The following is a 13463-nucleotide window of genomic DNA, read 5'->3' as shown; positions in this document are numbered from 1 at the left end:
ATGGGAGCATAAGCTCCCATTTTTATTATGGTTTTCTTAAGCGGCTTTTAAAGCCTGTGACTTATCGCGAATCCCTAAGCTTAACTCAATATCTTCAACACTTTGCTGAACTTCTTGGGCAATCAATTCGCTTTGCTGCGAGTTGCTATGAGCTTGGCTTTTAAGATTATTCATACTACGAACAAACTCGTTGAGGTGATCAACCTGTTTCTTAGCATTCATCGTCCCCTGTTTGGCCGTCGCGGCCATCTCGCTCGCCTGTTGCCGCACGTTTTGTGCGACTTGCCATAGGCTCTGAGCTCGTCGTTTTTGGCTCTCGGTTGCCTTGGCGATACCGTTGACACTCTCACCCAAAGCGAAGTTAGAATGGGTTAATTGCTGCAGGATGTTTACTATCTCGTTTAAGGATACCTGTGTGCGCTGGCTTAAGTTACGCACCTCATCGGCCACTACAGCAAAGCCGCGCCCTTGTTCGCCAGCTCTGGCGGCTTCTATGGCGGCATTGAGTGCCAGTAAATTAGTCTGCTCGGCAATATTACTAATCACATCAATGATTTTTTCCACATCGGTAACTGAGCTATTCAGGCATTCGAGAGAGCTATGGCACAGGCCCACGGCGCTCTGGGTTTGCTCTGTTGCCGAAAGAACTGCCTCCGCTTCGGTTTGGCTAGACTGCATTTGGCGCATGGTTTCTGCGGCGCTTTGCTCGACTAACCCAGAGGAATGACTGACCTCATGGGCAAGATGGCGAATATATTCCGTCTGAGTTTGTGTATCGGTCACAATGGCTTGGGTGTGCTCAGTGTATTGGGAGAGCTGCGAAATTCTCGATACCAATTGGCTTAAGGATTGGGAAACCTTAGTCATCTGTTGGCGCTGCGTTTCATCTTCCTGCTCGAATCTGTGTAGCAGTTGATTAAAATGGCCGGCAATTTGTCCTGTCTCGCAGCGACGGTTGATGTCTAGTCGTTCACGGCGATCAGATTCACTCAAATTCATAAAGGCTTGATTCAGGCGTTTAAGCGGTTTGACCACTCGGCGCTGCTGCAGAATCAAATAGCCGATTGCAAATGTCGCCATAATTGAAACCATAGTATAAAGAATGACTTGCAACTCCTGTTTTAGCGCTTGGTTTTTATCTGCCTGTGCTTGACCTAACTCGAACAGTTGCTGTTCTACTTGGGACATGGCTTGTAGTAGTGCTGCTTGCATCTGTTGGTTGGCTTCCAGCAGTTGATGGGTGTTAGCAACTTCTTTGTTATAGCGACTGGCAAGACTGAGCAATTCGCTGCGGTCATTTTCGCCCACTTCTATCTGTTCTGGTTCACTTTTGCCGAGGGCAAACTCGTCCACCGATTGTTGCTCATAAATGCCAATCAAGGGCAGGGCATCAAGCTTTTCGCGCCAACGATCTAACTCGCCGCTCATACTGGTAAGTATATTTTTAAGCTGCTGATTTCTATCGATGAGGTAGCCGTCGGTGAGTTGGGATAACTGATAGACAATAGCGGGTAACTCGCGGCTCAATTGTAAATACTGCTCGGCCACGCTGGGATTGGTGGTAAGTCCTTTGTCGGCGTAAATACTGAGGCGACGGTTAAAGTCGAGCATTTCCGATTCCGCGTGGGCTAATAACTGCCTTGGATTGCCAGCCAGTTTGCCAGCTGCGCGATATTTAGTGTCTAACTCATTGATAAACTGCGTAAGGGCGTTCTTGAGTTCAGCATCTTTTTCGGCGTTTACAGTTAACTCGAGTTCACCTAATTGGGCATTGATTTTGCTCAGCTTGGCCTTAGCCTGTTCGAGTTGGCTGGCGTTACCACTGGCAAGGTAGTCATTTAATGCTTGGCGCACGTCCAAGAGGAAATGTTGTTGAATACTCTGCAATTCATGGGTTTGCTGCTCAATCTCTTGCCTTTGTTCGCTACTCCAAAGTACGACTGCGGCGAGTGCTCCTGCGAGCAACAACAACAGCGCCGAAGCGGAAAGTGATAGGGTTGATATTTTCATCTGTGTACTTCATTAGACTCGTGAGTGAACGGCTGAGAGTTTATGAAGCTGCTGTGACACTAATATGACATAGTGACGTCCCATGCGGTAAAGGGGATTGAATCTTGGTGGGTGTTACTCGAGCGGTAGCCAAACCTGTGCTTTCAGGCCGCCTTCGGGGCGATTTGAGAGAGTGACTTTGCCTTGATGGCGGTCGACAATCCGTTTGATAATCGCAAGTCCTAAACCTGAACCGACACTTCCCCTTGCGGTATCGCCTTGGGTAAAGGGTTGAAACAGTTTTGGAATTTGTGATTCGTTTATGCCAGGTCCATTATCTTCGACACTAAAACCGATACGCTTGCCGTCGAATTGCGAGCTAATTCGCACCCAACCTGAACCATAGCGGAAGGCGTTCTCAACTAAGTTAGTGAGTACTCGCTTAATAGCCAGTGCTTGGAACATTGTCTCAGGGCAATCGGCGAGCGCCAGCTCGATTTCGCCATCTCTGTTCGTCTCGGCCTGTGCTAGGTCTTGGATAAGTTTATTGATTTGCCCCAATTCACGGCTGGCCTCCTGATCCTGACGGATATAGGCAATAAATTGGCTGATAATGGCGTCCATATCTTCGATATCGTTGACTATGCCGTCCCTGAGATATTCATCTTCCTCCACCATCATTTCGGACGCGAGGCGAATGCGGGTTAATGGGGTGCGCAGATCATGGGAAATCCCCGCCATCAGCAGGGCTCTGTCTTGCTCTAACTGCTTCATACTATGGGACATTTGGTTAAAGGCATTGGTTACCTCAACCAGTTCTGAGGAGCCCTTTAGAGGAAGAGGATCTGGGAATTCACCGCGAGAAACTGAGATTGCTGCCTTCTGTAAACGCCTCAATGGCCTATTTTGTTGCCGAGCAAACCACCAACCGCCGGCGACACTAAGCGCACCGATGACCATTAAGTACAAGGTGAGTGGGGAGAGATCTGAGACGTTTTGACCTATGAGTGGCACCCGAATCCAGACCGAGGGCGCTTGGGGTGGGCGGATCCAAATTTGTAAAACGGCGCCGTGGGTGACGCGAACTTCAGCCTCGCCACCTAAATATTCCGACATTTGCGAAGACCAGAAACCGTAGTAGGTGGCCTGTTCTATGCCTGCTTCACGTGCCTGCTGCAAATTGTAGATTTGCATACCATCATCGTGCACTTTGGCGTTGAGGGCATCGACTATGGTTAAGTGCTCGCGACCAATGTCGACGCCATCGACAAACAGCAGTTTGACCTGGCGAGCGATGAGTTGGTTGATTTGCTGGTAGCTTGGTTTGAGGACATACACTGCCACCGTGAGGTAGGACACCAGCTGATTGATGAGAAGTAAACAACCAATCAGCATCACGGTTTGACTAAAGGCGCTGCGGGGGATAAATCGCTGCCAAAACTTCAGTTTCATAGGAACCTATTAACCGCAACCAAGGGTATGCCGAATCAATATCATCGACGGGCTGCACCGTCGGGCACGAAGACATAACCAAGGCCCCAGACGGTTTGAATATACCTTGGGTTGGCGGGATCTTTTTCGATCAGGCGGCGCAGACGCGATACCTGCACGTCGATTGAACGCTCAAGCGCTGAATAATCACGGCCACGGGCGAGGTTCATCAATTTATCCCTTGATAAAGGCTCACGTGGGTGGGTAACTAACACTTTTAATACCGCAAATTCTCCGCTGGTGAGGGCGATAGCTTCATCGCCGTGGTACATCTCGCGGGTGGCTAAATCGAGGGAAAATTCGCCGAAGCGGATCTCGGCCTCTTGCTGCGCTGGTGCGCCGGGCACATCTTGGGTTTGGCGACGCATTACGGCCTTGATACGCGCCAGTAATTCGCGTGGATTAAATGGTTTAGGCAAGTAATCATCAGCGCCTAATTCTAGGCCAATGATTCGGTCGACCTCATCGCCTTTGGCGGTGAGCATTACAATGGGAATTGAGTTGCCTTGCTGGCGCAAACGGCGACAAATCGACAGGCCATCTTCACCTGGCAGCATCAGGTCGAGCACAATTAAGTGAAAATTTTCACGTTCGAGTAAGCGGTCCATCTGCTCAGCATTCGCCGCACTGCGAACCTGGTAGCCTTGTTCCATCAGATAGCGCTCGAGCAGAGCCCGTAGGCGCATATCGTCATCGACAACGAGGATTTTCGAGGTTTCTTGTCCCATGGGATGTCCTTAAATTGCTCGGATTGCTGCTTTTTTAAAGCTGTTATACAACAGAGATTAACTGGCTGAAATTGAATATGAATCTGCTAAAGTGCGCTTAATATAGCCCGATTCGACCTAAGCGACTAGCCGTTCATCTAAGCCTATAGTTGATTATTGCAGCTAATTTCTGACCAATGTTAATACTAAGCAGATGAAATTGCATGGGAATCGTTGTTATTTGCTGGTATCTAATTGAAATTGTAACTAAATTGTATTGAGTGACTGATACGGGAAAATTATTTCGTATCATTCGTTTAGGATTTTGGCAAAAGCCTTTGTAATCATCCAGAATCATCAAAGTAAGTTAACAATAATTAGGTGCTTATGACACTGTCTATCAGTTACATGCGAGCTTCGAAATGGGGGATGTTGGTATTTGTTTTTGGGCTTTTCCTCAGCATGCTGTTTGCATGGCAGGTTGATAATACAAATACCCATGTGATTGAACAGGAGCTCTCTAAACATGCAAAGGTAACCGCTGACAGCATCATTAAGCGAATCGAACTTTACCAATACGGTTTACGGGGGGCTCGTGGGACCATTCTCACGGCGGGTGAACAAACCTTAAATCGTGAAGTTTTTCACGCGTACAGTCTTACTCGGGATGTGGATGAGGAGTTTCCGGGGGCGCGTGGTTTTGGGTTTATCCGTCGAGTGTCTCCAGCGCCTGACGCCTTAGCCGCCTACCTCGAGCGTGTGCGTGAGCAGAGTTGGCCAGAGTTTCAAATCCGCGAACTTAGCCCAAATCCAGGCGAAAAGTATCTTATCGAATACATTGAGCCCTACTATCGGAACAAGGCCGCTGTCGGTCTCGATATCGCCTCCGAGGCCAACCGAAAACAGGCTGCGGATAACGCCTTACGAACGGGTAAGGTAAGATTGACTGGCCCCATTACTTTAGTGCAAGCCTCAGGAAAGCCGCTTCAATCATTTTTAATTTTAATGCCAATTTACCGTAGTGTGACAGTGCCAGCCACAGAGGCAGAGCGCTTAGTTGAAGGCTTTGGTTGGAGTTATGCTCCCCTCGTGACCAACGAGGTGCTAGCGGACTTAAATTTAAGTGCAAATTCGGCCAAGCTGATTTTGCGTGATGTGAGTAAAACGGATGAACCTGCTCAATTCTATGAAACCCACACCGATGTCGATGAAAGGCTAACCCGATATCAATCCACATTGACTCAAACCATATTTGGCCGCCAATGGCAATTTGAAGTGATAGCGCTTCCCGAATTTGTCAGTGCCTTGAATTTGTTTCGTCCAAGCTTAGTGCTGTTAAGTGGTGCACTATTTAGTTTGCTGATTGCGGCCTTAATGGTGTTAGGGTCGTTAAACTGGCAACGTAGGCAACAATTTCTAGCAGAGCAATCGAGACGTGCCAGCATGTTAGAGCACTCCCTTGATGGCATTATCAGTTTTGATTTGGCTGGTAAGATTACTAGCTGGAACCAAGGCGCTGAGCAACTATTTGGGTTCTCCGAAGATCAAGTTTTAGGGTTAACCAGTCATGGGCTGATCATTCCAAGCGATGTTGTCAACGACGAGCAGGCACTTTTCGCTGAGGTGCTCAGTGGGAAAACCGTGCTTAATCGTGTATCTATACATCAATGTGCCGATGGCAGTCAGCTAGCTACATCGACGACCGCGATTCCCATCTTCGATGCAAATGGTGAGATTGTGGGCCTAAGTCAAACCATCCGTGATATTACTGCCCAGCAGGATGCCGAACGGAATATCCTGAATCAAAATGCCAGCCTCGAACGTAAAGTCACTAAACGTACCCAGGCATTACAGCAGGCCCTGCTCGAAAACCAAGCCCTTCTCGATACCATCAACCAGCAGCTGCATTATTCGGTAACAGATCCTGAAGGGGTTATTCTGTCGGTAAACGATTATTTTTGTGAGGTAAGTGGCTTTGAGCGTGAAGAATTACTGGGTAAAACCCATGCACTTTTAAGCTCTGGTGAACACGATGCTGTCTTTTGGAAGAACATGTGGGATCAGATTAAATCAGGTAAACCTTGGCATGGTGAGATTTGTAATCGATCGAGAAATGGTTCGCTGATTTGGTTTGATACTGTGATTGGCCCAGTGTTAGATGAACATGGCGAGATTGGGCGTTTTGTGGCGCTGCGCACCGATATTACCGAACGTAAACTCATCCAACTTGAACGTAATCGTATCAATGCATTGTTGAGTAATGTGTTGGATGCAGCCTCCGAAATGTCGATTATCGCGACCGACCCCGAGGGACTTATCACAGTATTTAATCGTGGTGCCGAGCGTTTATTAGGTTACAAAGCCGACGAGATGATCGGTAAAATGACTCCAGCGCCCTTGCATCTTGAATCTGAAGTGATAAGCCGCTCTGCGGAGTTGTCTCAGGAATACAATACAGAGATTAACGGTTTTAGGGCCTTCGTTCATAAGGCCAGTATCGAGGGGTCAGAGACTCGGGTTTGGACATACATACGTAAGGACGGCAGTCATTTCCAAGTGTCGCTCTCGGTCACCGCCATGCGTGATAGTGATGGAGAGGTGACAGGCTATCTGGGTATTGGTGTGGATATGACTCAGATGCTATTGCAGCAACAGGCATTAGTGACCGCCAGTAATCAGTTAACCAAGGCGGCCGAGGTGGCCAAATTGGGGATCTGGACCATGGATCTGCAGAATAATTCGCTGCATTGGAATGACCGCATGTTTGCCATTTATGATCAGCCAGAAAGTCTGCGTGATAATGGCTTGAACTACGAGCATTGGCGGATGCGCATTCACCCTGATGATCTGGAGGACGCAGAAGCTAAATTTAATGCTGCCATCCAAGGTAATGACGAATATGAACCCATCTTCAGAGTGAAAACTGCAGATGGTTCAGTCCGTTATGTGCAGGCTGGGGCTAAGATCGAGCGGGATAAATTCGACCGTGTCATCCGTATTACGGGGATCAATATTGATATCACCGCCCAGCGGCAGTTAGAGGCGACCTTAAGGCAGGCTAAACATGAGGCCGAGGCCGCGAATGAGGCCAAATCGGCGTTTCTCGCTAACATGAGCCATGAAATCCGCACCCCCATGAATGCCGTGCTCGGCATGTTACAACTGATCAAATACACTTCGTTGTCGGTTCAACAACAGGGCTATGTAAGCAAGGCACACACGGCGGCTAAGTCATTGCTTGGCCTGCTCAATGATATTTTGGACTTTTCTAAGATAGATGCGGGCAAGTTAAGCCTCGACCTTCATCCCTGTGCGATGGAATTATTGTTGCGGGATTTAGCCGTGGTGTTGTCGGCCAGCCACAACAATCGTGATGTTGAAGTGATGTTCGATATTGACTCTGACTTACCTAGCTTGTTGTTGGCCGATCAGTTAAGACTGCAGCAAATTTTGATTAATCTAGCCGGCAATGCCCTTAAATTTACCCGTCATGGTCAGGTGGTGGTGTCGTTAAAATGTTTGCAGCACCAGCAGGGCAGGACGAGGGTGCAATTTGCCATCGAGGATACCGGTATCGGCATCAGTGAAGAACAATTAGAACGTATCTTTACCGGATTTGAGCAAGCAGAATCCTCCACCTCACGCCGTTTTGGAGGAACAGGTCTTGGCCTTGCCATCAGCAAACGTTTAGTTGAACTCATGGGCGGACAATTACTGGTCAGTAGTACTCTTGGCGAGGGTAGCCGATTTTGGTTTGAACTGGATTTACCAGTAGTTGAAGGAGTTGTCAGCCAAAGGGTCAACCTCAAAGGTAAGCGGGTCTTAGTGGTCGATGACAATGAGTTCACTACAAAAATTCTCAACCGAATACTTAAAGATCATGGCTGTGATGCCATGTCTGTCCACAGTGGTTACCAAGCCATTGAGGCCGTAAAGCAGGCAAATGAGGATAACAGCCCCTTCGATGTCGTGCTGATGGATTGGCGCATGCCTGATATTGATGGTCTGCAAACAGCGGAGCGGATCCGTGAGTCCAACGAGGGGGGGATGACACCTTTAGTCATCATGCTAACCGCTTATGGCAATGAGGTGTTCGCTGAACGTCAGCATTTGGAACAGATGCCGTTTGTGAACTTTTTCACCAAGCCCGTGACGTCGCAGACATTGGTCGAAACAATCATTAATGCCATCGATGGCATACCCATGGAGGTGAATCCCCCTCTAGTGCCTCAACGCTTACTGACGGGGCTGAGGATTTTGGTGGTTGAGGATAATCAACTAAATCGCCAAGTTGTGGACGAACTGCTGACTTACGAAGGTGCTAAGGTTGTATTAGCTAAGGGGGGCTTGGAAGGTGTGTCTCAGGTATTTGAACATGGCGATAGCTTCGATATCGTGATCATGGATGTACAAATGCCCGATATAGATGGCCTCGAGGCAACCCGAAGGATACGAGCTGATAGCCGGTTTAACGATTTGCCCATTTTGGCAATGACAGCCAACGCCTCACAAACTGACAAACAAGAATGTCTTATTGCAGGCATGAATGCCCATGTGGGTAAACCTATAGATATTCAGTTATTGATCCCCAATATTTTGCGGTTAGTTGGCCGTGACTCATTAGCTCAGGATGTGGAAGACGAGACTGTTGCTCCTGCGGAATATAGAGCGGCAGGCAGTGATGCACTGCTTGACTCTCTGCCATTAATTCTTAAACGCTTCGGGGGTAATCAAGCCTTTTTCGAGAAGATGGCTAAGAGTTTCCCCAGCGAAATCGACAAAGAATTAGTGCGCTTTAAGCAGGCAACCCGAGAGCGAGATTACGCCAATGCAGCGGCTATCTGCCATGCCATTAAAGGCTTGGGCAGTAACTTTGGCGCGCGAAGATTAGCAGAATTTGCCAAGTACCTCGAAGAGCAATTTAAACAAGAAGCGCCAGAGCTGCTAGATTTAAAGCCTTGGACGGATAAGTTGGAGGCGTTAATCCAGCAAAGTTGCGACGCTCTAGCAGAGCTTTTTCCTGAAGAGCAACATGCTCAAGTCAACCAGCCGCAGGTGGAACCTGTCGCAGAGGTGCAAGATATCAACATGGAGTTACAAAACTTGGCATCACTCTTACAAGCAAGCAATCTAGAAGCGATGAGTGTGATTGAAACGCTCGCTCCCATGCTTGAACGCCACCCGCTTTGGCCGCAGCTTTATAGCCAAGTTGGGTCATTGGATTTTACCCAAGCGTCGGCCACATTAAGCACCATAATGTTGGAGGAGGCTTAATGACAATCAATGAGTTAATTGAAGCAAAGCGTACAAACAAAGGTAAAATCCTGATTGTTGATGATCAGCCGCTAAATATAAAAATGCTGCATCAAATTTTCCGCAATGATTACGAACTGTATATGGCTACAAATGGTGAACAGGCGATTGAGGTTTGTCATAAAATGCAGCCAGATATCGTTTTACTCGACATCGAAATGCCTGGCCTCTCGGGTTATGAAGTGTGTCAAAAGCTGAAAGCCGACCCAGAAACCGCAGGCATTGGGGTCATCTTCGTGACGTCCCATTTCAACGAGGCTGAAGAAGTTAAAGGTTTCCAATTGGGGGCGGTGGACTTTATCCATAAGCCGATCAACCCCATCATCACGAGCGCAAGGGTGAAGAATCAGTATCAACTGAAGTTACAAACCGATGTATTGCATTCAATTGCGATGGTCGATAGCCTGACGGGCGTTGCAAATCGTCGTCAGTTTGAGCAGCGCTTGCCTGAAATATGGCGACAATGCTGCAGAGCCCAATCCCATTTAGCGGTTATTATGTTCGATGTGGACTTTTTTAAGCGTTATAACGACCGCTATGGTCATCAAGATGGTGACCGTTGTTTACGGCAGGTGGCCGCTGGACTTAGTAAGCTGTTAAAACGACCCTGCGATATTATTGCCCGTTATGGTGGCGAAGAGTTTATTTGTATTCTGCCCGAGACCGACCTTGCGGGGGCGGTGTACTTAGCACAAGTCATGGTCGATGGAGTGAAGTCTTTGCAGATTGAGCATATGGACTCAAGTTATGGGGTCATCACCGTCAGCGCAGGCGTTGCGAGCATTCTGCCCCAACAAGATATCGACTGGCATGCCTTAGTTGAAGCTGCGGATCAGCAGCTTTATCTCGCCAAGGATGGTGGACGTAATCGGGTGGTTGGGACGGATTTAGTAACGGTCTAAATGGATTAATAGTTTTTGGATTTGAAGAGTTATGAAAGCGCATTTGATCACCCGCCACGGCTGGATGACCCTAGATAAAGAATTGAAGTACCTGTGGAAGGAATATCGCCCACAAATCACCCTTAAAGTGCAGGAGGCTGCGGCACAGGGCGACAGAAGTGAAAACGCTGATTACACTTACAACAAAAGGCTTTTGCGTCAAATAGATAGAAGGGTTAGATACCTAGTAAAACGCCTCGAAGAACTCAAAATCGTCGACTATTCACCCCAGCAGGAAGGCAAAATTTATTTTGGTGCTTGGTTTGAGCTCGAAAATGACGACGGTGAATGCGTGCGTTATCGCATTGTAGGTAAAGACGAGCTCGACACTAAGCTTGGCTATATCACTATCGACTCCCCCATGGCACGGGCGTTAATTGGTAAACAGGTCGACGATGAAGTCGTGGTGCAAACGCCCCTCGGCCCCAAGCTGTGGTATGTTAATGCGATTCGTTACACGCCATTTGAAACCAGCCTCGAAGGTAATGCCGATTAAGGGCATGCCACGCTGTGAGCTCCTATGGGTTTTCAGTCGAAATCACTCTCATCACATGAAATCGCTATTGCGCCTGTGGTATCTTGGGCGCAATTAGGATTCATACAACCTCTTAGGCACAACATTTTTATATGCAGACTATTGCCCAAATAATTGCTCAGGAACTCAATGTTGGTGAGCATCAAGTTACTGCGACCATAGAATTACTCGATAATGGCGCAACTGTTCCCTTCGTTGCCCGCTACCGTAAAGAAGCCACGGGTGGCTTAGACGATACCCAATTACGTAACCTGTACAGCCGTTTAGGTTACCTGCGTGAACTCAACGATAGACGCCAAGTCATTCTGTCGAGCATCCAAGCTCAAGGTAAATTAACGCCTGAATTGCAACGGGAAATCGATGGCGCCGATAGCAAGACACGCCTCGAAGATCTTTATCTGCCCTTTAAACCTAAACGCCGAACTAAGGGGCAAATCGCTATTGAAGCGGGACTTGAGCCCTTGAGCGACGCGTTACTCGCCGACTGTAATGCCGATATCGAAGCCTTGGCGCAGACCTATCTCAATGTCGAAGCGGGCTTTGCCGATACCAAAGCCGTGCTCGAAGGTGCCCGTTATATTCTGATGGAGCGCTACGCTGAAGATGCCGAATTACTGCGTAAAGTGCGTGAACACTTAAGCCAAAACAGTGTATTAGAAAGCCGCGTAATAGCGGGTAAAGAAAAAGAAGGCGCCAAATTCCGCGATTATTTCGAGCATAGCGAGCCGCTTGCCAAAGTGCCATCCCACCGCGCGCTAGCCATGTTACGTGGTCGCAACGAGGGCTTTTTGTCTTTGTCTATGAATGCCGATCCCGGTTTAGAAGCGGGTCAGGGCAGTTACTGTGAAGTGATCATTTGCGATCACTTAGGTCTCAAACTGGGCGATTCAGCCGTTGACCAGTGGCTAAAAACGGTCGTGACTGCGACTTGGCGCATTAAGATTGCCCTGCAGATGGAAACCGAGTTTATCTCCTTGATGCGTGAGCGTGCAGAGGCCGAGGCCATCAAAGTATTTGCCCGTAACTTAGGCGATCTATTAATGGCCGCTCCCGCTGGCGCTAAAGCAACCATGGGCCTCGACCCAGGTTTACGTACCGGAGTGAAAGTGGCGATTGTAGATAACACCGGTAAGCTGGTGGCGCACACGACCATCTTCCCCCATGCACCGCAAAACCAATGGGAAAAATCCATTCGCACCTTAGCGAACCTCGCGCAAATGCATAAGGTTGAGTTGATTGCGATTGGTAATGGCACCGCCTCGCGCGAAACCGACAAACTCGCTGCAGAGTTGATTGCTACTGTAAAAGACAGCCAACCACAACTGACTAAGGTGATGGTGAGCGAAGCGGGCGCGTCTGTGTACTCTGCATCTGAACTGGCCGCGCTGGAGTTCCCTGATTTAGACGTTTCTATCCGTGGCGCGGTATCTATCGCCCGTCGTTTGCAGGATCCGCTGGCAGAGTTAGTGAAGATTGAGCCTAAATCCATTGGTGTTGGCCAGTATCAACACGATGTGAGTCAAAGCCAGCTCTCAAGCTCACTCGAAGCCGTGGTTGAAGACTGCGTGAACGGCGTGGGCGTGGATCTGAACATGGCTTCAGTGCCGTTATTGTCGCAGGTGGCAGGGTTAAACAAGACCCTTGCGAAGAACGTGGTTGATTACCGCGATGCCAATGGTCAGTTTAAAAACCGCAAAGAGTTACTCAAAGTGCCACGTTTAGGGCCTAAGGCCTATGAGCAGGCTGCGGGCTTCCTGCGTATTCGCGACGGTGAAAATCCATTGGATATGTCTGCGGTGCATCCTGAGGCGTATGCGCTGGTGGAAACCATCGCTAAGACCAAGCAGGTCGATTTGGCAGCGCTTATCGGTAATTCAGAACTGCTGCGCAGCATTAAGCCGCAGGAATTTACCACGGCAGAATTTGGTCTTCCGACGGTGACCGATATTCTGGCTGAGCTGGATAAGCCCGGTCGTGATCCTCGCGGTGAGTTTAAGACCGCTAAGTTTAAGGATGGTGTCGAAGAGCTTAAGGATCTTAAGCCTGAGATGATCCTCGAAGGCGTAGTGACCAACGTGACTAACTTTGGTGCCTTCGTCGATATCGGCGTGCATCAAGATGGTCTAGTGCATATTTCTTCGTTAACCGACAAGTTTATTACCGATCCGCACACTGTGGTAAAGGCCGGTGATGTCGTTAAAGTAAAGGTGATGGAAGTGGATGTTGAGCGCCGTCGTATCGGCCTGAGTATGCGATTAGACGAAACCATCGACCAAAGCAAGTCGCAGCATCGCGGTCAGCCACAGGCTAAACAGGGTTCAGTTAAATCGAACTCCCAAAAAACCGCTCGTCCGGTGCAAAAATCAGCCCCTGTGAATGCGGCGATGGGCAATGCCTTTGCCGATGCTTTCGCTAAGCTGAAGAAGTAATCCCTGCTAGTCGGCTCGAATACGCTCTGTGTTTGAGTCGACACTTTTTTACCAATTA

At 48.6% G+C, this 13463-nt stretch carries 7 protein-coding genes; 4 read left to right on the top strand and 3 right to left on the bottom strand.

Translation table 11 applies throughout. The annotated features are described in order from the left end of the window. Positions 1-36: 36 nt before the first annotated feature. The 3 genes from K0H61_RS16835 to ompR all read right to left on the bottom strand — a co-directional run bounded on the left by K0H61_RS16835 (position 37) and on the right by ompR (position 4208). A complete protein-coding gene (locus K0H61_RS16835) occupies positions 37-2010 on the bottom strand; it encodes a methyl-accepting chemotaxis protein (protein ID WP_220050606.1) in 1974 nt (657 codons plus the stop codon). A 114-nt stretch (positions 2011-2124) separates the two neighbouring features. Continuing rightward, a complete protein-coding gene (gene envZ / locus K0H61_RS16830; protein WP_220050605.1) occupies positions 2125-3441 on the bottom strand; it encodes a two-component system sensor histidine kinase EnvZ in 1317 nt (438 codons plus the stop codon). Between the two features lie 41 nt (positions 3442-3482). Beyond that, on the bottom strand, positions 3483-4208 hold the full coding sequence (ompR, locus tag K0H61_RS16825; RefSeq protein WP_220050604.1) for an osmolarity response regulator transcription factor OmpR: 726 nt from the start codon (positions 4206-4208) through the stop codon (positions 3483-3485). Positions 4209-4574: 366 nt separating this feature from the next. Here ompR and K0H61_RS16820 point away from each other — a divergent pair, with 366 nt between their 5' ends. The 4 genes from K0H61_RS16820 to K0H61_RS16805 all read left to right on the top strand — a co-directional run bounded on the left by K0H61_RS16820 (position 4575) and on the right by K0H61_RS16805 (position 13405). Beyond that, positions 4575-9461, top strand: coding sequence for a PAS domain S-box protein (locus K0H61_RS16820; protein ID WP_220050603.1), 4887 nt, complete (start codon positions 4575-4577; stop codon positions 9459-9461). Beyond that, positions 9461-10402: a GGDEF domain-containing response regulator gene (locus K0H61_RS16815; protein ID WP_220050602.1), complete on the top strand. Its 942-nt coding sequence runs from the start codon at positions 9461-9463 to the stop codon at positions 10400-10402. Before K0H61_RS16820 ends, K0H61_RS16815 begins: the two co-directional genes overlap by 1 nt. A 31-nt stretch (positions 10403-10433) precedes the next feature. After that, positions 10434-10937 (top strand): transcription elongation factor GreB, encoded by a 504-nt coding sequence (gene greB / locus K0H61_RS16810; protein WP_220050601.1) that lies wholly within the window; start codon positions 10434-10436, stop codon positions 10935-10937. A 131-nt stretch (positions 10938-11068) separates the two neighbouring features. After that, positions 11069-13405, top strand: coding sequence for a Tex family protein (locus K0H61_RS16805; RefSeq protein ID WP_220050600.1), 2337 nt, complete (start codon positions 11069-11071; stop codon positions 13403-13405). Positions 13406-13463: the final 58 nt, after the last annotated feature.

The sequence above is a fragment of the Shewanella acanthi genome (assembly GCF_019457475.1).
Classification (GTDB): domain Bacteria; phylum Pseudomonadota; class Gammaproteobacteria; order Enterobacterales; family Shewanellaceae; genus Shewanella; species Shewanella acanthi.
The sequence above is the reverse complement of the archived record's forward strand: the minus strand, read 5'-3'. Positions and strand labels throughout refer to the sequence as shown.

Bases quoted from the DNA above. Each gene is read 5' to 3' on its own strand.
- envZ (WP_220050605.1), bottom strand. From the start codon at position 3,441: ATGAAACTGAAGTTTTGGCAGCGATTTATCCCCCGCAGCGCCTTTAGT.
- K0H61_RS16815 (WP_220050602.1), top strand. From the start codon at position 9,461: ATGACAATCAATGAGTTAATTGAAGCAAAGCGTACAAACAAAGGTAAA.
- K0H61_RS16835 (WP_220050606.1), bottom strand. From the start codon at position 2,010: ATGAAAATATCAACCCTATCACTTTCCGCTTCGGCGCTGTTGTTGTTG.
- greB (WP_220050601.1), top strand. From the start codon at position 10,434: ATGAAAGCGCATTTGATCACCCGCCACGGCTGGATGACCCTAGATAAA.
- ompR (WP_220050604.1), bottom strand. From the start codon at position 4,208: ATGGGACAAGAAACCTCGAAAATCCTCGTTGTCGATGACGATATGCGC.
- K0H61_RS16820 (WP_220050603.1), top strand. From the start codon at position 4,575: ATGACACTGTCTATCAGTTACATGCGAGCTTCGAAATGGGGGATGTTG.
- K0H61_RS16805 (WP_220050600.1), top strand. From the start codon at position 11,069: ATGCAGACTATTGCCCAAATAATTGCTCAGGAACTCAATGTTGGTGAG.